This window comes from Proteus sp. FZP2095, from assembly GCF_023701425.1.
GTDB lineage: Bacteria > Pseudomonadota > Gammaproteobacteria > Enterobacterales > Enterobacteriaceae > Proteus > Proteus cibarius.
This window is the reverse complement of the sequence record NZ_JAMQBJ010000002.1, coordinates 296,120-316,972: the sequence shown is the minus strand read 5'-3', so window position 1 is coordinate 316,972 and position 20,853 is coordinate 296,120. Positions and strand designations below refer to the sequence as shown.

Here is a 20,853-nt window from a genome sequence, read left to right as displayed (position 1 = left end):
TTATCTAAACAATCTTACTTTTACCGCTTTACCTTTGATTTTACCTTGTTGTAGCTGTTTCCAAACTTGTTTGGCGATAGATTGTTTTACGGCAACGTAAGCATGTGTTGGGTTAATCATAATTTTACCAATGTCGGCACCATTGAAACCCATATCGCCCGTTAATGCGCCTAAAATATCACCCGGACGCATTTTGGCTTTTTTACCACCATCAATACATAATGTTGCCATTGTTGCTTCAAGAGGCGTAATTTGTAGCCCAGTTGGTACTGGTAACCAATTTATCTTCATATGAAGCATCTCTTCTAGCGCATTAGCTCGCTGAATTTCTTCTGGTGCGCAAAAGCTAATAGCCAATCCACTTTCGCCCGCTCTAGCTGTACGACCGATCCGGTGAACATGCACTTCAGGATCCCACGATAATTCGTAGTTAATCACCATTTCTAACGCTTTAATATCTAGTCCTCGAGCCGCAACATCTGTTGCTACTAATACACGACAACTCCCATTAGCAAAGCGAATAAGCGTTTGGTCACGCTCTCTTTGTTCCATATCGCCGTGTAAAGCAAGTACACTTTGGTTGCTTTCTGTCAGTGTTTCATACACATCTTGGCAATCTCGTTTCGTGTTACAAAACACCACACAAGAAGCTGGTTGCTCACGACTTAAAAGTTTTTGCAGTAATCCTATTTTTCCATGACGAGATATTTCATAAAACTGCTGTTCAACCGCCGGAAGTTCATCAACAGAGTTTATCTCAATAGTGACTGGATCTTTCTGGATTTTACGGCTAATTGCTGCGATCTCATTTGGCCAAGTTGCAGAAAAGAGCAATGTTTGACGTGCAGTTGGTATACGAGAAATAATGTCGTTGATATCATCAAAAAATCCCATATCCAACATTCTGTCTGCTTCATCCAATACCAATGTTTTCACATCATCTAAAGTAACAGTCTCTTTTCTTATGTGATCAAGTAATCTACCCGGCGTTGCAACAATAATATGTGCAGCATGAATTAATGAATCACGCTGGATGCTAAATGGAACACCACCACACAGTGTCAGTACTTTGATATTGGGAAGATAACGAGCAAGGCGACGTAATTCATTTGCAACTTGATCAGCAAGTTCTCGCGTTGGGCATAAAATAAGTGATTGGGTATTAAATTGTTTTGCATCAATATGTTGCAAAACACCCAAACCAAAAGCAGCTGTTTTACCACTACCTGTTTTTGCTTGAGCTCGAACGTCTTTTCCTTCAAGAATGGCGGGCAAAGCAGCTTCTTGAACTGGAGTCATAGTGAGATAACCCAATTCATTAAGGTTAGCGAGTTGTTCTGTAGGAAGTGCGTTAAGTTCAGCAAATGAGGTCACAATGAAAATTCCAAGTAAGATAAAAACGAATATGGGTTAATGATACTATCCCTTTATTCCCGTGTCGTGAGGTATTTTTACGCTGTTCATATTACTTTTTCATCTAAGAGCCATTTTCTATCATTATCTCCTTAAATTTCCTCTTCTTATCAAAAACTCCTTTTTTATTTTTGCTATTAATTCAAAAAATAAAATAAAAAAATACAAAATTTCTCATTTTTTAAACTAATATCAAAATTCTAGAAATAGATCTCATTTTAAATTCAAATTTCTATAAAAAGGATTTTTATAGTTTATTATTCTAATAAAAAAGAAAAACTGAACATTCACCGCAACCATAATTGGCCATAAGCCATCGGGATAATTTATGATCAAAAAATCATTTTTATTTGTCATCGCAACAACATTCTCTTTACCTTCTCAGGCAAGCTATTTAGGAGGATTTGCAAGCGCTAGTATTAACTACTTGGATTGGACAACACATACAACACACAAAACAGGGCAATCTTCTCATAAAGATGATTTTGCCTATTTAGAACTTGAAGGTGGCGCTAACTTTTCATGGGGTGAGTTTTACGGCTTTTTTGATCTTGAAAATCCATTTAATCCTCGAAAAGCGCAACCGGGTGATAATCAACGTTATACCGTTAAAGCAACAAGCCGCATTTATTTAGGTGAAAGTCATTTCAATCTATACGGACATGTTTACGGTACATGGTCACTCCCTGGTAAAAAATATGGTGGTAACTTCCATGAAGTAAATACACTTTACGGCTTTGGCTATAACACACAAATTGCTAATTTATGGTTTAAACCTTTTATTGCCCTTCATTATGTCGATCAATCTAAATATTCAGGTAACAACGGTTATGTGGCTGGTTGGGTTGCTGGATATGATTTTAATATAAAAAATCAAAAATTTAGCCTAACAAACTGGCATGAAATGGAATTCCAACGACACAAACGTTATGGCAATGGAGGTAAAAATGGCATTAATGGCGCTTTAGCCATTTGGTGGCATCCGACAACATCTATCACTACTGGAATTCAGTATCGTTATGCTTATAAAAAGTTAGGAGAGAGTTTTCTGCAAGATGGCATTGTATATAGCTTGAAATATAACTTCTGATAGGAAATTGTTAATTTTTATTACAGCGGATCGATTTTTATCCGCTGTAACCTCTTTTTATCACTTAATGAAAATATTTCTCATTGGATATAAACATTCATCAAATCACTAATTATCCATATTAAAAATCATACAAGCATCAAATATGGATATTAAACATCAATATAAAAAGGATTTTCCCCATCAACTCTCCTCCGACCTCTAATTTGTTACTTTTTTAATCAGAATACGTTTTCTTACACTTTTTATTGCATTTTTATTTGTAAAAATATGTATTTATTTTAAAAACATGATACTTTATGAAATTATAGTTAATACGCAATAATTAAATTAACATTTATTTAATATTTTAATTACTTGTGATCACATTAACACAAAAGACTAACCAACCACTTACTTACCATTACAATTGTTTACACTGTCGCAACCTTACCGTAAAATGTCCTTACTGATACTGATGAAACAACAATAGAACCTTTGTCATTTGGGTCGTTGGATGAGACTTATGAAATACATAAAAAGTATTGGGACACTCTCGCTATTAGCAGCAGCTCTTCTATTGAGTGGCTGTGATATGGCGTTAATGAATCCCAAAGGCGCTATCGGCGCTGAGCAAAAAACATTAATCCTCATTGCGCTTGGTTTAATGTTAATTGTTGTGATACCGGTAATACTGATGGTGATTGTTTTCGCTTTTCGCTACCGTGAATCCAATACTAAAGCCACCTATCGCCCAAACTGGGCTCACTCAAATAAAATTGAACTCGTCGTTTGGACTGTGCCAATTATCATTATTGTGATTTTGGCAAGCATCACATGGAAAACAACCCATGAACTTGATCCTTACAAACCATTAGAGTCCACAGAAAAACCTGTCACCATTGAAGTTGTTTCAATGGATTGGAAATGGTTATTTATCTATCCTGAACAAGGTATTGCAACAGTAAATGAACTGGCTTTCCCTACTAATGTTCCTGTTAATTTCAAAATCACTTCTGACTCAGTCATGAACTCATTCTTTATCCCTCGCTTAGGTGGACAAATCTATGCGATGGCAGGAATGCAAACTAAACTGCACTTAATTGCTAATGAGCCTGGTGAATATCCAGGAATGTCAGCAAGTTATAGTGGACACGGTTTCTCTGATATGAAATTTACAGCGATTGCGACACCTGATCGTGCCGGTTTCGATGCGTGGGTTGAAAAAGTCAAACAATCGTCAGATACGTTAAATACGACCGCTGCATTTAATGAACTTGCTAAACCAAGCCAGAAAAATCCAGTGACCTACTATTCAAGCGTGAAGCCAATGTTATTCCAAGAGACCATTTCTAAATTTGGTCACACAGGTCATGGCGCTCACACCAGTGGCAATCAGACAGCACATGCTGATGCAACAATGAATATGAACATGAGCCATGTGGCGCATGCAGGAGCAGAGGAATAAAGGCATGTTCGGAAAATTAACTCTTGATGCAATCCCGCTACATGAACCAATTATCGTAGTCACTTTACTCGGTATTGTTCTTGGTGGGCTTGCTGTTGTTGGTGCACTAACTTATTTTCGTAAATGGAAATGGTTATGGAGTGAATGGTTAACCAGCGTTGACCATAAAAAAATTGGTATTATGTATATCATCGTTGCAATGGTCATGATGTTCCGTGGCTTTGCCGATGCGATTATGATGAGAAGCCAACAAGCGCTCGCCTCTGCTGGTGAAGCCGGTTTCTTACCACCTCATCACTATGATCAGATTTTTACCGCACACGGCGTTATCATGATTTTCTTCATGGCAACCCCTTTTGTTGTGGGTTTGATGAACCTCGTTGTACCTTTACAAATTGGTGCTCGTGATGTTGCCTTTCCTTTCCTTAACTCACTGAGCTTCTGGTTCTTTGTTGTTGGTGTGTTATTAATCAACATCTCTTTGGGTATCGGTGAATTTGCTCAAACAGGTTGGTTAGCTTATCCACCACTTTCTGGTCTGGAATATAACCCAGGAGTCGGGGTCGATTATTGGATATGGAGTTTACAGATATCTGGTATTGGTACGCTTCTAACTGGGGTTAACTTCTTCGCCACTATCCTGCGTATGCGTGCGCCGGGTATGAGCATGATGAAAATGCCAGTATTCTCTTGGGCTGCTTTATGTACTAACGTCCTGATTATCGCTGCATTCCCAATTTTAACAGTCACTATTACGTTACTAACTTTAGACCGCTATCTTGGTACGCACTTCTTTACCAATGATATGGGCGGTAACATGATGATGTACATCAACCTTGTATGGGCTTGGGGTCATCCAGAAGTTTATATCCTTGTTCTGCCTGTATTTGGTGTGTTCTCTGAAGTTACAGCAACATTCTCTAAAAAACGGTTATTCGGTTATACCTCATTAGTTGGTGCAACTGTCGTTATTACCGTGTTGTCATTTATCGTTTGGTTACACCACTTCTTTACTATGGGCTCTGGCGCCAATGTCAATGCCTTCTTCGGTATCGCCACGATGATCATCGCTATACCAACAGGGGTTAAAATCTTTAACTGGCTGTTTACGATGTATCAAGGCCGTATCGAATATAAAAGCCCAATGTTGTGGACTATCGGTTTCCTTATCACCTTCTCTGTTGGGGGGATGACTGGGGTTCTGTTAGCCGTTCCGGGTGCAAACTTCGTTCTACATAACAGCTTATTCTTAATTGCTCACTTCCATAACGTTATTATCGGTGGTGTGGTATTCGGCTGTTTCGCTGGTATGACTTACTGGTTCCCTAAAGCATTTGGTTTCACACTGAATGAAAAATGGGGTATCCGTGCATTCTGGTTCTGGTTTATCGGCTTCTTTATGGCCTTTATGCCACTGTACATTCTTGGCTTTATGGGTATGACTCGTCGTATCAGCCAAAACATCAACCCAGAGTTCCATCCAATGCTGATGGTTGCTGCGGGTGGTGCTGCACTAATTGCTATCGGTATCGCTTGCCAAGTTGTCCAGATTTACGTCAGTATCCGTGACCGTGATCAAAACCGTGATTTAACGGGAGATCCGTGGGGAGGACGTACTCTGGAATGGTCAATTTCTTCACCTGCTCCTTTCTATAACTTTGCCGTTGAACCTAATGTTCAAACGCGTGATGAATGGTGGGATCAAAAAGAAAAAGGCACCGCTTATCAGCGTCCAACTAAATACGAACCAATCCATATGCCTAAAAATACAGGCGCTGGTGTGATTATTTCAGCATTCAGCTTAGTACTTGGTTTTGCCATGATCTGGCATATCTGGTGGTTAGCTATCGTTGGTTTCGCTGGCATGATTGTCACTTGGATCGTGAAAAGCTTTGATACAGATGTGGATTACTATGTCCAAGTACCTGAAATTGAAGCTCTCGAGAATAAGCATTATGAAGAACTGAAAAAAGCAGGTGTGAAATAATGTCTACTCAAACTGTAAATAACACAAACGCCCATGAGCATCATGGGCACCACGATGCAGGAGCGACGAAAGTTTTCGGCTTCTGGATCTACCTAATGAGCGACCTTATCCTGTTTGCCAGCTTATTCGCCACTTATGCGGTGCTTGTTAACGGGATTGCGGATGGCCCTTCAGGTAAAGAAATTTTTAGCTTACCGTTTGTTTTAGTTGAAACCTTCTTACTGCTATTTAGTAGTATCACTTTTGGTTTCGCTATGCTGAGCATGAACAAAGGTAGCGTTAGCCAAGTTAATCTGTGGTTATTTGTTACTTTCTTATTCGGCCTAGGCTTCGTCATCATGGAAGTTTACGAATTCCATGAGCTAATCGCAGAGGGTTATGGCCCAGATCGCAGTGCATTCTTATCTGCATTCTTTGCATTAGTTTCAACACACGGTCTTCACGTAACGGCTGGCTTAATTTGGATTGTGATTATGATGATCCAAGTATCTCGCCGTGGTTTAACTGAAGTTAACCGTACTCGTTTAAGCTGTTTAAGTCTGTTCTGGCACTTCCTTGACGTTGTCTGGATCTGTGTGTTCACCGTAGTTTATCTGATGGGAGCGATGTAATGAGTCATCCAAATACTTCTCCTTCAGGCGCAAGCCACGGCAGCATGAAGTCTTATCTGATTGGCTTTATTCTGTCTGTTATCCTCACCGTTATTCCATTTTGGATGGTGATGGAAGGAACAGCGACACCAGCAACAATTCTATGGACTGTTGTCGGTATGGCAGTTGTGCAAATTGTGGTTCACTTAGTCTGCTTCTTGCATATGAACACGTCATCAGAAGAGCGCTGGAACGTCGTCGCATTCCTGTTCACACTGCTTATTATCGGCATTGTTGTCGTAGGCTCGTTGTGGATTATGTACAACCTGAACATCAATATGATGATGGATTAAGAGTTGTCGCTATGATTAAGCAATACCTACAAGTCACCAAACCAGGAATTATTTTCGGAAATTTAATTTCTGTAATAGGTGGTTTTCTGCTCGCTTCTAAAGGTGAGATTGATTACTCCCTATTTTTCGCGACTCTACTTGGGGTGTCTCTGGTCGTTGCTTCTGGTTGTGTTTTTAACAACTATATTGACCGTGATATTGACCGTATCATGGAAAGAACGAAGAATCGTCCATTAGTTAAAGGATTAATTGACCCTCGAATTAGCCTGATTTATGCCTCAGTATTAGGTATTGCAGGTGTTGTGCTGCTCTATGTAGCAGCCAACCCACTTGCAATGTTTATCGCTGTATTCGGTTTTATTATTTATGTTGGGGTTTATAGCCTCTACATGAAGCGTAAATCTGTTTATGGCACACTGATTGGAAGTTTATCTGGCTCTGCACCTCCTGTTATCGGTTATTGTGCCGTTAGCGGTGAATTTGATGCAGGCGCGGCAATCCTATTACTTATCTTTAGTTTGTGGCAAATGCCTCACTCTTATGCCATTGCTATTTTCCGTTTTAAAGACTACCAAGCTGCAAATATCCCTGTATTACCTGTAATTAAAGGGATCTCAGTCGCTAAACGTCATATCATTCTCTATATTCTGGCGTTTATGATCGCAACCTTAATGCTGACATTAGTCGGTTATGCAGGCTATAAATACCTGATTGTGGCTTCAGCTGTCAGTATTTGGTGGTTAGGCATGGCATTATCTGGTTACAAAGCAACCAATGATATTGTGTGGGCAAGAAAATTATTTATTTTCTCAATTGTCGCAATCACGTCGTTAAGCGTAATGATGTCTGTTGATCCAACAAGCTCAACAGAAGCGGTTCTTGCGTATCTAAGATAATGTATTTATTAAAATAACCTAAATACCAGTCAGTCTTCTGACTGGTATTTTTTTATCTCTTTTACGACTTCGCATGATATCAGTACAGTTTTGTCTTTTTTGTATCCCATTTATTGATTAACCTCACTAGAAAATGTCATTACAATGAGGGGATCAGTAATACGAGGTAATCCATGAATGATAATAAAATGACCCCATTAGAGCGCAAAGCAACATGGGGACTAGGTACTGTTTTTTCTCTTCGCATGCTTGGCATGTTTATGGTACTCCCAGTTTTAACCACCTACGGGCTTCAACTACAACACGCAACAGAATCTCTGATTGGATTAGCCATCGGTATTTATGGATTAACACAAGCTATATTCCAAATTCCTTTTGGTATTTTCTCTGATAAATTTGGTCGAAAACCTATGATTGTTTTTGGCTTAATTATTTTTATTATTGGTAGTCTGATTGCGGCTCTCAGTGACAATATCTACGGCATTATTATTGGTCGAGCATTACAAGGTGCTGGCGCTATCTCAGCTGCAGTAATGGCTTTATTATCAGATTTAACACGAGAACAAAATAGAACAAAAGCAATGGCTTTTATTGGGATTAGCTTCGGGATAACGTTCGCTTTAGCCTTAGTTTTAGGGCCGATTTTAACGCATATTTTTGGTTTACATGGCCTATTTTGGGGAATAGCCCTACTCGCCTTTGGTGGCATTATTATTACGCTTTTTACTGTGCCGAATAGCGAACACCATATACTTAATCGAGAGTCAGGCTTTGTTCGTGGTAGCGTAAAAAAGGTTTTATTTGATGCACAACTTCTTAAATTGAATACAGGTATTTTTTCACTACATACTTTATTAATGGCCGCATTTGTTGCACTTCCTCTGGTTATGAGTAGCGCAGGTTTAGCGAAAGAGAAACATTGGATTGTTTATCTAGTTACCATGCTTATCGCCTTTATTACTGTACTTCCTTTTATTATCTATGCAGAAAAGAAACGAAAAATGAAACAAGTTTTCTTATTCTGCATTTTCTTACTTATTCTTGCTCAAGTTATTTTGATTATTTCAGGCTCTAGCTTGTGGTTAATTATTGCAGGTATTCAAGTTTTCTTTATTGGATTTAATATTATGGAAGCACTTCTTCCTTCATTAATCAGTAAAGAAGCACCAGCAGGTTATAAAGGCACAGCAATGGGAATTTATTCCACTAGCCAATTTTTAGGTGTGGCATTAGGTGGAATTTTAGGAGGATGGCTTTACCAGCATTATAGTGCGCAGACTGTATTTTTAGGCTGTTTAGTAATTGGTCTTATTTGGTTTTTTATTAGCCTAACATTACGCCAACCTTCTTATGTCAGTAGCTTACGTGTTGAATTACCTGAAAGTTTATCTTCAAGCCAACAACAGCAACTACAACAATTATTTAAGCAACAACCCGGTGTTAATGAAGTTGTGATTATGGCGGATGAACAAAGTGCCTATATCAAGGTTGATACTAAAAAGACGCCAAGAGCAACATTAGAGGCTCTGATCCCTTTAGTTTGAAGAGCAGTAAGCTTATTAGATGAAATAAAAATGCGCTGATTCAACAGCGCATTTTTGTATGACTAAATAGATGAACAATTAGTCACGGAAATTGTTAAATTGGAAGGGCTGCCCTAACTCGCCTTCTCTTACTAATTTCATCACGGCTTGTAAGTCATCGCGCGATTTACCTGTAACACGCACTTGTTCACCTTGAATTTGGGCCTGAACTTTCAACTTACTGTCTTTGATCAGCTTAACAATTTTTTTCGCTAAAGCTGTATCAATACCTTGTTTTAAAGTGGCTTCTACGCTGTACATTTTTCCGCTGTGAGTCATCTCTTCAGGGATATTTAATACTGCACCATCAATCCCTCTTTTTGCCATTTTCTCACGCAGAATATCTAGTAATTGTTGAACCTGAAATTCAGATACACTGGTCGTTTTCACTGACTCTGCTTTTTCGTTTAATTCAAAACTTGCTTCAACGTTACGAAAATCCCAGCGAGTAGTCAGTTCACGTTGTGCGTTTTCTACAGCATTACGCACTTCATGTAAGTCAACTTCAGATACGATATCAAAAGATGGCATTCTTTCTTCCTCAATAAATAAATACAACCCGAATAATAGCTTCTTTTAGGGTTGCAAAAAAGCATTGCACATTCAATAACAAATTTATGGAGTCACTTCACATTGGGCGAGAATTTACGGAGAAACTGTTAATTTCCTCTTACAGTAAAGCGCAAACATACTTTAAACAGAGGAGTACAATCAATGTTATAATTTCAGAAAGTTAGTCTAGTGATAGAAAATCACCGCCTTACTCTATTATGATTTTCGAAAGAAGAGGCACAATGAAAATTACCGTTTTAGGATGCGGTTCAATAGGTAAACTTTGGATCGCCGCATTAACACTTCAATCTCATGAAGTACAAGGCTGGCTAAGAGTGCCTCAACCTTTTTTGGATGTGTGTGTCGATAATATTAATGGTAACCCCTTTTATCAGCGTATTACTGCCAATCAACTTGACTGGTTAAAACAAAGCGAATTATTAATTGTTTGCTTAAAATCTTGGCAAGTGTCAGATGCTGTTAATGCACTATTACCTTATCTTTCTGCACAGTGTCCTATTTTACTAATTCATAATGGTATGGGTACTGCTGATGAATTAACCGCAACAAAAAACTCCGTTATTAGGCCTATTTTACAAGGCATTATTACTCATGGTGCTTACCAACAAGGCCAAGATGTTATTCATACAGCAACTGGAATAACACATATCGGTCCATTAAATCATGCAGCTCAACAATACAGTTATTTAGCAGAAATCTTGCATCATGCTTTGCCTGATGTCGCTTGGCATAATGATATCCATACGATTAGTTGGCTAAAACTTGCAGTTAATTGTGTTATCAACCCTCTTACCGTTTATTATCAATGTCGTAATGGAGATTTATTGCGTTATCCTGAACATATTCAAAAGATATGCGATGAAGTTTATTTAGTAATGGAGCGCGAAGGTGTTGTACCAACGTCTCAAGCCCATCTTCATGGTTATATTATTGATACGATAGAACAAACAGCAAATAATTATTCGTCTATGTATCAAGATGTGAAATATCAACGCCATACAGAGATTGACTATATTACTGGTTATTTATTACGTCGAGCTTCAGAACAAGGGCTTGTATTACCCGAAAATAACCGCCTTTTTCAATTTATTAAACAACAGGAAGGCAATTATGACCATATCAGCGCTCATCTGCCTAGCTAATGGAAGTGAAGAAACCGAAGTCGTTACTACCGCAGATTTACTGGTAAGAGCGGGTATTAATGTTGTACTTGCAAGTGCAGAAGATGATGTTGATGATCTTGTTATCACTTGTTCTCGTGGTATTAAAATTATAGCTGATGCACCTTTAGTTCGTGTCGTTGATCATCACTACGATGTTATTATTCTACCTGGTGGGTTACAAGGTACTGAAACCATGAGAGATAGTCCTTTAGTGGTTGAGAAAGTGCGCCGTATGCACAGTGAGAATAAACTTGTCGCAGCTATCTGTGCAGCACCGGCAATTATTCTTGAGTCTCACAATATTTTCCCCATTGGCAACATGACGGGTTTTCCTACATTAAAAGATAAAATATCACAAAAAAAATGGGTAGATTATCGAGTCTATTTTGATGAAAGAGTAAACTTAATTACTAGCCAAGCACCTGCAACATCTATTGATTTTGCGCTAAAAATTATCGAACGCTTAAAAGGCAAAGAAGTCGCTGCTGATGTTGCCAAACAACTTGTATTACCACCTGGTATTTATAATTACCAAGATGAATTTACAGGTTTTGGGGATAGGTAAGTAGATAGTTAGAACCGCAAATATATAATATTATTAAAGCGGTTCTATTTTTATTTCAGATATTCTTTATATTTAAGCTATTTTCAACATGTTAGTATTGTGAGAAATGAATTTAGTTACTCGACTAATACATAAGGATACAATCTTCTGGGTATAGATATTTCTGAAAATAAAATAATTACTTTAAATACTCAGCATGAGCGTCGAGTAATAACAAGCACTAATAAAAACCCTAAAATTAGCATAATAGGTAAGAAAAACAAGTTAACTATATTCAGTATTTATCAACGAACTAAATTTGGTGATAGTGATAGAGATGGTAACCCTTTAATATATTCCTTAAAAGGTATCTATAACTATAAAATAACAAAAGATGAGCTATATAAATTCAAACCTTCCTTCTTAGCTATTTTGAATAAAATAAGATCTAAAATAATAGATCAAAATATTATATTTATCGTCATGCCGTCATCTACAGCAGTACCATACTTCTTAGCAAGAAGGATCTCTCGCCATTTCAGATCGACTTTTTACAATGATGTATTTATTAAATGTACTGTGGAAGAAGTAATTAATAATTATTTTAATGAAGAAGTAAATAAAAAAGAACTTCATATAAAACCAATAAAAAGAACATTATCTGAATTACAAAAATTACCACCTAATACTATTTTTACAATGAAGAAAATTCCCAATAAAATTAGACACTACTTTTCCCCTTGGAAAATAAACCCAAATTTCGATATTAATAGATTAAATCATTATAATATTATTTTAATTGATGACTTACTCTCAACAGGAACAACATTAAATACAGCAACTATAGAATTAAATAGATCAGGATTAACATGTTCTACTGCAATCTGCCTTTTAAGTAATCTTTGAATTTGATCTCTTCTTAAGATTAATATATATTTCTTAGTTCTAGATAATATTTCTAGCTTAAGAGCCAACATACGCCCTTGGCTCTATAAATATGAAGCATTTTGTAAAAAATGTGGGCTCGCGCAAGCACCATGATGATGGTCAAGCAATAAGAGCAAAGTAATCATCTGGAGAATGGCAGCGACATTCCCCAACATAAAAGTTGTATAATTAAAAAAAGCCACTTTATAGTGGCTTTTTTATCAACAAAATAAACGTTATATATTATTTTTTACGATAGACTTTAACGTTCTCAAAACCTTGCTCACGTAAATAAAGCGCCTGTAAACGGCTCATCATTCCACGATCACAATAGAGTAAATAGGTTTTTGCTTTATCTAAATCACCAAACTGAGTACTTAGTTTATAGAAAGGTAGCTCTTTAACATCTACACCTTCTACCTTTAATGGTGAAGTCTCTTGCTCTTCTGGTGAGCGAATATCCAGAATAACGTCGTTAGCACCAAATTCAGAGACCATTTCAACCTCAGTAACTTGCTGTACGGTTTCTTCTGCAATACGACGAATATCCATATTCTTAGCATTTTCAACAACGCTATCAAGAATAGAAAAATCAAACTTCTCTTCTTCCGCTTCGATCTTCGCTTTGACTGCTTTCACTGTTGGGCTTTTTGAAATGACGCCACAGAATTCAGGCATTGTACGAGCAAAATCTTCTGTGCCAATTTGACGTGCAATATTGATAATGTTCTCTTTATCATGAGTGATAAGAGGACGTAAAATTAACGTATCTGTCGCATTATCAATTAAACGCAAGTTAGTTAATGTTTGGCTAGAAACCTGACCTAATGCTTCGCCTGTAACAATAGCTTGAACGCCATAACGCTCCGCTACTTTTGATGCTGCACGTACCATCATACGTTTTAATACAACACCCATTTGACCATCATCGACTTTTTCTAAGATTTCTGCGACAACAGGCTCAAAATCAACAGCAACGAAATGCACTTTATGTGAACGACCAAAACGGTTCCATAAATAATGCGCAACTTGTTTAACGCCAATTTCGTGAGCAGAACCACCTAAATTAAAGAAACAATAGTGAACTCGGCTACCACGACGCATTAACATATAGCTCGATACACCTGAGTCATAACCACCAGAGATCAGTGATAAAACATCTTCTTGTGTACCAATTGGGAAACCACCAATGCCTTCATAACGCGCATTCACCAGAATAAGTTTGTCATCTTCAATTTCCAAATTAATGGTGACATCTGGACGTGTTAATTTTACTTTAGCGCTTTCAACGTGTTGGTTAAAACCACCACCAACATAGCGCTCAACTTCATTTGAAGTAAAACTGTGTTTACCGCGACGTTTGGCACGAACACAAAATGTTTTGTTTTCAACTAAATGCTTAAATGCTGCAAAAGTTTGCTCAAAGATATTATGTAAATCGGTATAAGGATGTTCTTCTACTTGTAGAAAGTGATGAATACCAGGAATGCGCGTTAATGCATCACATACCGCTTCACTTTTGCTTTCATCCTTGCTGACAACAACAATGTTATCCCAATTGCGGACAACCGTGATTTCATCACCTAATGTATTAAGTACATTACGAATATTGCTAGTGAGGATCTTGATAAAACGTATACGAACTGATTGGCTTTTGATCGTAATTTCAGGGAATAATTTAATAATAAACTTCATAGTCAATGGTCATAGGTTATTAAGTAGAAACATAAACTACAGTGATGTAAATTGACTGGAGTTTATAAAAGTCACAAAGTATATCACCAATATTTAGGGCTCACCCGCAAAAATCATCGACTGAATAAGAAATTTTCTTCTTAATTGTAGTAAGATGATCGCTATTATTCAGCGCTAACATGCTTTATTATCAAAAATATTATGGCTAAGAAAACGACACCAATTAACGAAGACATCGCACAAGCACCAAGTTTCGAAGCATCTATGCAAGAACTTGAGCAAATCGTAAACCGTTTAGAATCCGGTGAACTCCCTTTAGAAGAAGCGCTTAATGAGTTTGAACATGGCGTTCGTCTAGCCCGTGTTGGACAAAAAACATTACAAGACGCTGAACAGCGTGTTCGTATTCTTCTTAAAGAGGATGATAACGCAACTCCTGATGATTTTATCCAAGAGGCAGAATAATTGAGTAACGCAACTTCAAGTACGGATGCGTTCCGTCATAAATTAGATTCCGCCCACCAGCGTGTTGACGATGCATTAAACCAAGCGCTATCCGCTTTACCATTCACTGACATGCCTCTAGGTAAAGCCATGCATTATGGTGCTCTTTTAGGTGGAAAGCGTTTACGTCCTTTCCTTGTTTATGCAGTGGGTGAAATGTTTAAAATCCCTGCTCTTAACCTTGATGCACCCGCCGCCGCAATAGAATGTATCCACGCCTATTCTCTTATTCATGATGATCTGCCTGCGATGGATGATGATGATTTACGTCGTGGTAAACCTACATGTCATATTGAGTTTGGTGAAGCCAACGCAATTTTAGCAGGCGATGCATTACAAACACTTGCCTTTGAGATCTTAGCGAAAAATCCAATGCCTGATGTTGCAATGAGTGATCGTGTTGCAATGATTGCTGAATTAGCAACGGCCAGCGGACTTGCCGGTATGTGTGGCGGTCAAGCTCTTGATCTTGAAGCCGAAGATAAATCAATTGATCTCGCATCTCTTGAAAAAATCCATTTACACAAGACAGGTGCATTAATTCGTGCAGCTGTTCGCTTAGGCGCATTTAGTGCTGGCTCAAAAGGCCATGATGTATTACCCGCACTAGATAAATATGCCCACTCTATTGGCCTTGCATTTCAGGTACAAGATGACATTTTAGATGTTATTGGCAGCACTGAAGAAACAGGAAAACGCCAAGGTAGTGACCAAGAATCAGGAAAAAGCACATATCCTGCACTTCTTGGGTTAGAGCAAGCTCAAAAGAAAGCACAGGAACTGTATAACGAAGCACTGGATGCCTTAGCGTTTCTTGAGCAATACGAGTACGATACGATCACGCTTAAACAATTAGCGAGTTTTATCGTCGAACGGAAAAACTAATAAAAAATAAAGAGAGCAGCTTACCTGTTCTTTCCCTATTACAAGTGATTAATTAATAGGCATCACATGAGCATTGATATCGAAAAATATCCCACATTGGCGTTGGTTGAAACACCAGAAGATTTGCGCCTGTTACCAAAAGAGAGTTTACCTAAACTCTGTGATGAGCTAAGGCTATTTCTTCTTAACAGTGTCAGCCGCTCAAGTGGTCACTTCGCCTCAGGTTTAGGTGCTATTGAGTTAACGGTTGCTCTTCATTACGTCTATAAAACCCCTTTTGATAATCTTATTTGGGATGTTGGTCATCAAGCCTATCCCCATAAGATCTTAACAGGTCGCCGTGACCGCATTGATACTATCCGTCAAAAAAATGGGTTACATCCCTTCCCTTGGCGAGAAGAGAGTGAATACGACAAACTTTGTGTCGGTCACTCTTCAACCTCTATCAGTGCAGGTTTAGGTATGGCTGTTGCAGCTGAACAAGAAAAGCTGAACAGAAAAACAGTTTGTGTAATTGGTGATGGTGCAATTACTGCGGGTATGGCTTTTGAAGCAATGAACCACGCAGGTGACATTGAGCCAGATATGCTCGTTGTACTTAATGACAACGAGATGTCAATCTCCGAAAACGTTGGTGCATTGAATAATCATCTTGCTCAATTGCTATCAGGCAAACTGTATACCACCTTACGTGAAGGTGGAAAAAAGGTCTTTTCTGGTATTCCACCAATTAAAGAATTACTGAAAAAGACAGAAGAACATATCAAAGGCATGGTTGTTCCCGGCACCATGTTTGAAGAGTTAGGCTTTAATTATATCGGTCCAGTTGATGGTCATGATGTTATTGCGTTAGTGCAAACTCTCGCCAATATGCGTGATCTAAAAGGCCCTCAACTTCTGCATATTATGACTAAGAAAGGTCGTGGATATGCACCTGCTGAACGTGACCCTATTAGCTGGCACGCTGTACCTAAGTTTGATCCACAAGCAGGTACATTACCTAAAAGCCCTAATGCACGACCTACATTTTCTAAAATTTTTGGTGACTGGTTATGTGAAGAAGCCTCAACCGATCCAAAACTCATGGCAATTACCCCTGCTATGCGTGAAGGCTCTGGTATGGTACGTTTCTCAAAAGAATACCCATCACAATACTTTGATGTTGCGATCGCAGAACAACACGCTGTTACCTTTGCTGCGGGTTTAGCAATTGGTGGTTATAAGCCTATCGTTGCTATCTACTCAACATTCTTACAACGTGCTTATGACCAAGTGATCCACGATATTGCCATTCAAAAATTGCCTGTTTTATTTGCTATTGATCGTGGTGGTATTGTGGGAGCAGATGGTCAAACTCACCAAGGTGCTTTTGATCTCTCATTCTTACGCTGTATTCCTAATATGGTCATTATGGCACCAAGTGATGAAAATGAGTGTCGCCAAATGCTTCACACCGGTTATCACTATCAAGATGGCCCTGTTGCAGTACGTTACCCAAGGGGCTCGAGTATTGGTGCGCAATTACAGCCACTCAGCCCACTGCCTATAGGTAAAGGTATTATTCGTCGCCAAGGTAAAGGCATTGCTATTCTAAACTTTGGTACATTACTACCTGAAGCGTTAGAAGTAGCTGAAAAACTTGATGCAACTGTGGCTGATATGCGTTTTATCAAACCTCTTGATAAATCCCTTATCCTTTCTCTGGCAGAACAGCATAATATGTTGGTAACACTAGAAGAGAATGCCATTATGGGTGGCGCAGGCAGCGGTGTTAATGAGTTATTGATGCAAGAGCGTTGCTTAGTACCTGTCTTAAACTTAGGTATACCTGATCTATTTGTACCACAAGGTGGACAAGAAGAAATCAGAACTGACTTAGGATTAGATGCTGAAGGTATTGAAAAATCAATTAAAGCCTATCAAGCTAACTGATTGAATTTAAATAATTAAAAAACCTCTCCTAATTAACTATAGGAGAGGTTAATGTATTTTTCAGACCGAAGTTTACCTACTTTTATATACTGGTTTACACTTTCACACCTCATATTTTCCCATCCATTATAATCTTGTCTGTTATCACATTTTTATGAAACTCATTGAAAACAACCACTTTCCTCATTGAATCCATTCAGCGTTAATTTATTCAATCAGTTAGATTTTTCTTTCTTTTTGTTTGCCAACGAAACGTTTCGATCATGCTCACAATATGAATAAATCAAACTTGTTTTCCCGCCTTTCTTTTCTACTATGTAGACAGCGAAACGTTTCGCTGAGGAGGAAACATGAAAAAAGGTGTATTACTTAATAGTCCTATTTCGAGTGTAATTTCACGTTTAGGACACACTGACAAAATCACTATTGCAGATGCCGGATTACCTATTCCCTCCTCTGTTGAACGTATTGATCTTGCGCTCACTCAGGGGATTCCGGACTTTATGTCCGTGTTGCAAACAATCACTCATGAGATGCAAGTTGAAGCCGTGATGCTGGCGGAAGAAATTAAAACCATCAATCCCTCTCTTTTTAATGAAATCCTTTCTTATCTTTATTTATTAGAGCAAGAGCAGAAGAAGTCTATTCAAATAATGTATGTTTCACATGAAGGATTAAAAAAGCAACTTACTGAAAATAAAGCTGTTATTAGAACCGGTGAATGTACGCCTTATGCCAATATTGTGTTGTTTTCTGGCGTGACTTTTTGAGGACAATATGGAACCTTTACTTGAACTTAAAGATATTGATAAGTCATTCCCCGGAGTAAAAGCACTATCAGGCGCGACGTTACGAATTTATCCAGGTCGAGTGATGGCTTTAGTCGGTGAAAATGGTGCAGGAAAATCAACACTGATGAAAGTACTCACAGGGATCTATAAAAAAGATGCCGGCGAAGTGATTTATCAAGGTGAAAGTTATACTTTTAATGGCCCTAAATCTTCTCAAGAAGCAGGGATAGGTATTATTCACCAAGAGCTTAACCTTATTCCTGAATTAACCATCGCAGAGAATATTTTCTTAGGTCGTGAGTTTACCCGTGCTTTTGGCGCTATCGACTGGAAGAAAATGTATGCAGAGGCTGATAAGTTATTAGCTCGATTAAATCTCGCTTACAGCAGTCACCGTTTAGTGTCTGAATTATCGATTGGTGATCAGCAAATGGTAGAAATTGCCAAGGTGCTTAGTTTTGGTTCCAAAGTCATTATTATGGATGAACCAACAGACGCATTAACTGACACTGAAACTGAATCGCTATTTAGTGTTATTCGTGAACTAAGAGATCAAGGTTGCGGTATTGTTTATATCTCACATCGTTTAAAAGAGATCTTTGAAATTTGCGATGACGTGACTGTACTGCGAGACGGACAGTTTATTGGTGAAAAAACTGTCGCCTCATTAAAAGAAGACACTCTGATTGAAATGATGGTTGGTCGTAAGTTAGAAGACCAATACCCTCGTATTAATATCCCTCAAGGTAAAACCAAACTCAACGTCATAAACCTCAGTGGCGAAGATGTTCATGATGTCAGTTTCTCATTACATGAAAGCGAAATTCTTGGTATTTCAGGCTTAATGGGTGCTGGTCGTACTGAATTAATGAAAATTATCTACGGCGCATTACCCAAGACCAATGGTACCGTTGAGTTAGATGGTAAACCCTGCCAAATCAAAAAACCTGCTGAAGGTTTAGAACAAGGCATTGTTTACATCTCTGAAGATAGAAAGCGTGATGGTTTAGTGCTCGGTATGTCAGTGAAAGAAAATATGTCGCTAACTGCGCTACGCTATTTTAGCCGCGGTATGGGTGTGCTTAATCATAAAGAAGAACAACTCACTGTTGGCGATTTTATTAAATTATTCAATATAAAAACCCCTTCAATGGATCAAACCATTGGTTTCTTATCAGGGGGAAATCAACAAAAAGTGGCTATCGCAAGAGGCCTAATGACTCGCCCTAAAGTACTTATTCTTGATGAACCCACTCGAGGCGTTGATGTGGGCGCTAAAAAAGAAATTTATCAGCTAATTAATAAATTTAAACAAGAAGGATTAAGCATCATCTTAATTTCTTCTGAAATGCCTGAGGTAATGGGAATGAGTGACCGTATTTTGGTTATGCATGAAGGTCGTATTAGTGGTGAGTTCTCCGCTCACAATGTCACACAAGAAATGCTAATGGCGGCGGCTGTTGGTAAACAATATGACGCTAAAGTAGGAGTTTGATATGAGCACGAATTCAATTCCAGCGTCAAAACGTTGGTTCTCAAAAGCATGGCTATTAGAGCAAAAATCACTGATTGCTCTGCTTATCCTGATTGTCGTCGTTTCCACACTCAGTCCTAATTTTTTTACCTTAAATAATATTTTCAACATTCTCCAACAAACATCGGTTAACGCCATTATGGCAGTTGGGATGACTCTAGTTATTTTGACATCCGGCATCGACCTCTCTGTAGGTTCATTGCTTGCATTAACCGGTGCTGTTGCTGCTTCTATGGTAGGTGCTGATGTTAATGCACTTGTTGCTGTTGTTGGAGCATTGGCCTTAGGTGCAGCTATTGGTGGTGTAACAGGAATTATCGTTGCTAAAGGTAAAGTTCAAGCCTTTATTGCTACGCTAGTCATGATGTTATTACTGCGTGGCGTTACCCGCGTCTATACCGACGGTAGCCCAATTAATACAGGCTTTAGCGATAATGCCGATCTGTTTAGCTGGTTTGGTATTGGTCGCCCATTTGGTATTCCAACCCCAATCTGGCTCATGATGATCGTCTTTTTGAGCGCATGGTATTTATTACATCATACCCGTTTAGGCCGTTATATTTATGCGCTTGGGGGTAATGAATCAGCAACACGTTTATCGGGTATTAGTGTCGATAAAATCAAAATCATTGTTTATGCACTGTGCGGTTTATTAGCAGCACTTGCCAGTATCATTGAAGTTGCTCGTCTTTCATCAGCACAACCCATGGCAGGTAATGGTTATGAGCTAGATGCTATTGCCGCAGTTGTTTTGGGTGGGACCAGTCTTGCTGGTGGTAAAGGTCGTATTATCGGTACATTAATTGGTGCGCTTATTCTAGGTTTCTTAAATAATGCACTGAATTTATTAGGAATATCATCAAACTATCAAATGATAGTAAAAGCGGTGGTCATCTTACTTGCTGTTTTGGTAGATAACAAAAAATAACTCTCTATTCTCTTAATC

The 20,853-nt window shown here is 38.4% G+C and carries 19 protein-coding genes; 16 read left to right on the top strand and 3 right to left on the bottom strand.

Features of this window, described 5'->3' with window-relative positions:
* Complete coding sequence (dbpA, locus tag NBG71_RS11645; RefSeq protein ID WP_250916870.1) at positions 1-1,374, bottom strand: ATP-dependent RNA helicase DbpA; 1,374 nt, start codon at positions 1,372-1,374, stop codon at positions 1-3.
* A 367-nt stretch (positions 1,375-1,741) separates the two neighbouring features.
* Between dbpA and NBG71_RS11640 the strand changes: the two genes are divergently transcribed.
* The 7 genes from NBG71_RS11640 to NBG71_RS11610 all read left to right on the top strand — a co-directional run bounded on the left by NBG71_RS11640 (position 1,742) and on the right by NBG71_RS11610 (position 9,320).
* Entirely contained in the window at positions 1,742-2,503 is a 762-nt protein-coding gene (locus tag NBG71_RS11640; protein WP_075671993.1) for a nucleoside-specific channel-forming Tsx family protein, read from the top strand.
* Between the two features lie 496 nt (positions 2,504-2,999).
* Positions 3,000-3,950 (top strand): cytochrome o ubiquinol oxidase subunit II, encoded by a 951-nt coding sequence (cyoA, locus tag NBG71_RS11635; RefSeq protein WP_075671995.1) that lies wholly within the window; start codon positions 3,000-3,002, stop codon positions 3,948-3,950.
* 4 nt (positions 3,951-3,954) lie between these two features.
* Positions 3,955-5,937 (top strand): cytochrome o ubiquinol oxidase subunit I, encoded by a 1,983-nt coding sequence (gene cyoB, locus NBG71_RS11630; RefSeq protein ID WP_075671997.1) that lies wholly within the window; start codon positions 3,955-3,957, stop codon positions 5,935-5,937.
* Positions 5,937-6,548 (top strand): cytochrome o ubiquinol oxidase subunit III, encoded by a 612-nt coding sequence (locus NBG71_RS11625; protein ID WP_036932890.1) that lies wholly within the window; start codon positions 5,937-5,939, stop codon positions 6,546-6,548. Before cyoB ends, NBG71_RS11625 begins: the two co-directional genes overlap by 1 nt.
* Positions 6,548-6,880: a cytochrome o ubiquinol oxidase subunit IV gene (locus tag NBG71_RS11620; RefSeq protein WP_006535101.1), complete on the top strand. Its 333-nt coding sequence runs from the start codon at positions 6,548-6,550 to the stop codon at positions 6,878-6,880. The genes NBG71_RS11625 and NBG71_RS11620 overlap by 1 nt, the downstream gene beginning before the upstream one ends.
* Before the next feature lie 11 nt (positions 6,881-6,891).
* Positions 6,892-7,776, top strand: a complete 885-nt coding sequence (gene cyoE / locus NBG71_RS11615; RefSeq protein ID WP_069368580.1) for a heme o synthase — start codon at positions 6,892-6,894, stop codon at positions 7,774-7,776.
* Positions 7,777-7,949: 173 nt separating this feature from the next.
* Complete coding sequence (locus NBG71_RS11610; protein ID WP_075671999.1) at positions 7,950-9,320, top strand: MFS transporter; 1,371 nt, start codon at positions 7,950-7,952, stop codon at positions 9,318-9,320.
* 78 nt (positions 9,321-9,398) lie between these two features.
* Here the strand turns inward: NBG71_RS11610 and NBG71_RS11605 are convergent, their stop codons facing one another.
* Positions 9,399-9,890, bottom strand: coding sequence for a YajQ family cyclic di-GMP-binding protein (locus NBG71_RS11605; RefSeq protein WP_072063676.1), 492 nt, complete (start codon positions 9,888-9,890; stop codon positions 9,399-9,401).
* 263 nt (positions 9,891-10,153) lie between these two features.
* On the opposite strand from NBG71_RS11605, the gene panE reads away from it, so the two are divergent.
* The 3 genes from panE (at position 10,154) to NBG71_RS11590 (ending at position 12,545) form a co-directional block, all read left to right on the top strand.
* Complete coding sequence (gene panE, locus NBG71_RS11600) at positions 10,154-11,074, top strand: 2-dehydropantoate 2-reductase (protein ID WP_075672001.1); 921 nt, start codon at positions 10,154-10,156, stop codon at positions 11,072-11,074.
* Complete coding sequence (gene yajL / locus NBG71_RS11595) at positions 11,043-11,660, top strand: protein deglycase YajL (RefSeq protein WP_075672003.1); 618 nt, start codon at positions 11,043-11,045, stop codon at positions 11,658-11,660. Before panE ends, yajL begins: the two co-directional genes overlap by 32 nt.
* A gap of 558 nt (positions 11,661-12,218) precedes the next feature.
* Positions 12,219-12,545 carry a phosphoribosyltransferase gene (locus NBG71_RS11590; protein WP_075672005.1) on the top strand — a complete coding sequence of 109 codons (327 nt, stop codon included), beginning with the start codon at positions 12,219-12,221 and terminating at the stop codon, positions 12,543-12,545.
* 264 nt (positions 12,546-12,809) lie between these two features.
* On the opposite strand, the gene thiI is transcribed toward NBG71_RS11590, so the two are convergent.
* On the bottom strand, positions 12,810-14,261 hold the full coding sequence (thiI, locus tag NBG71_RS11585) for a tRNA uracil 4-sulfurtransferase ThiI (protein ID WP_075672007.1): 1,452 nt from the start codon (positions 14,259-14,261) through the stop codon (positions 12,810-12,812).
* 201 nt (positions 14,262-14,462) lie between these two features.
* Here thiI and xseB point away from each other — a divergent pair, with 201 nt between their 5' ends.
* From xseB to rbsC, 6 genes are all read left to right on the top strand, one after another.
* Positions 14,463-14,726 carry an exodeoxyribonuclease VII small subunit gene (xseB, locus tag NBG71_RS11580; RefSeq protein WP_023580876.1) on the top strand — a complete coding sequence of 88 codons (264 nt, stop codon included), beginning with the start codon at positions 14,463-14,465 and terminating at the stop codon, positions 14,724-14,726.
* Positions 14,727-15,650, top strand: a complete 924-nt coding sequence (ispA, locus tag NBG71_RS11575; RefSeq protein WP_250916869.1) for a (2E,6E)-farnesyl diphosphate synthase — start codon at positions 14,727-14,729, stop codon at positions 15,648-15,650.
* A 66-nt stretch (positions 15,651-15,716) separates the two neighbouring features.
* Positions 15,717-17,582: a 1-deoxy-D-xylulose-5-phosphate synthase gene (gene dxs / locus NBG71_RS11570; protein ID WP_075672011.1), complete on the top strand. Its 1,866-nt coding sequence runs from the start codon at positions 15,717-15,719 to the stop codon at positions 17,580-17,582.
* 350 nt (positions 17,583-17,932) lie between these two features.
* Positions 17,933-18,352 carry a D-ribose pyranase gene (rbsD, locus tag NBG71_RS11565; RefSeq protein ID WP_156733043.1) on the top strand — a complete coding sequence of 140 codons (420 nt, stop codon included), beginning with the start codon at positions 17,933-17,935 and terminating at the stop codon, positions 18,350-18,352.
* Between the two features lie 7 nt (positions 18,353-18,359).
* Positions 18,360-19,868: a ribose ABC transporter ATP-binding protein RbsA gene (gene rbsA / locus NBG71_RS11560; protein ID WP_099659974.1), complete on the top strand. Its 1,509-nt coding sequence runs from the start codon at positions 18,360-18,362 to the stop codon at positions 19,866-19,868.
* Position 19,869: 1 nt separating this feature from the next.
* On the top strand, positions 19,870-20,835 hold the full coding sequence (gene rbsC / locus NBG71_RS11555) for a ribose ABC transporter permease (protein ID WP_075672017.1): 966 nt from the start codon (positions 19,870-19,872) through the stop codon (positions 20,833-20,835).
* Positions 20,836-20,853 lie beyond the last annotated feature (18 nt).

Coding starts and splice junctions, on each gene's coding strand:
- NBG71_RS11640 (WP_075671993.1), top strand. CDS start 1,742: ATGATCAAAAAATCATTTTTATTTGTCATCGCAACAACATTCTCTTTA.
- cyoA (WP_075671995.1), top strand. CDS start 3,000: ATGAGACTTATGAAATACATAAAAAGTATTGGGACACTCTCGCTATTA.
- cyoB (WP_075671997.1), top strand. CDS start 3,955: ATGTTCGGAAAATTAACTCTTGATGCAATCCCGCTACATGAACCAATT.
- NBG71_RS11625 (WP_036932890.1), top strand. CDS start 5,937: ATGTCTACTCAAACTGTAAATAACACAAACGCCCATGAGCATCATGGG.
- NBG71_RS11620 (WP_006535101.1), top strand. CDS start 6,548: ATGAGTCATCCAAATACTTCTCCTTCAGGCGCAAGCCACGGCAGCATG.
- cyoE (WP_069368580.1), top strand. CDS start 6,892: ATGATTAAGCAATACCTACAAGTCACCAAACCAGGAATTATTTTCGGA.
- NBG71_RS11610 (WP_075671999.1), top strand. CDS start 7,950: ATGAATGATAATAAAATGACCCCATTAGAGCGCAAAGCAACATGGGGA.
- NBG71_RS11605 (WP_072063676.1), bottom strand. CDS start 9,890: ATGCCATCTTTTGATATCGTATCTGAAGTTGACTTACATGAAGTGCGT.
- panE (WP_075672001.1), top strand. CDS start 10,154: ATGAAAATTACCGTTTTAGGATGCGGTTCAATAGGTAAACTTTGGATC.
- yajL (WP_075672003.1), top strand. CDS start 11,043: ATGACCATATCAGCGCTCATCTGCCTAGCTAATGGAAGTGAAGAAACC.
- thiI (WP_075672007.1), bottom strand. CDS start 14,261: ATGAAGTTTATTATTAAATTATTCCCTGAAATTACGATCAAAAGCCAA.
- xseB (WP_023580876.1), top strand. CDS start 14,463: ATGGCTAAGAAAACGACACCAATTAACGAAGACATCGCACAAGCACCA.
- dxs (WP_075672011.1), top strand. CDS start 15,717: ATGAGCATTGATATCGAAAAATATCCCACATTGGCGTTGGTTGAAACA.
- rbsD (WP_156733043.1), top strand. CDS start 17,933: ATGAAAAAAGGTGTATTACTTAATAGTCCTATTTCGAGTGTAATTTCA.
- rbsA (WP_099659974.1), top strand. CDS start 18,360: ATGGAACCTTTACTTGAACTTAAAGATATTGATAAGTCATTCCCCGGA.
- rbsC (WP_075672017.1), top strand. CDS start 19,870: ATGAGCACGAATTCAATTCCAGCGTCAAAACGTTGGTTCTCAAAAGCA.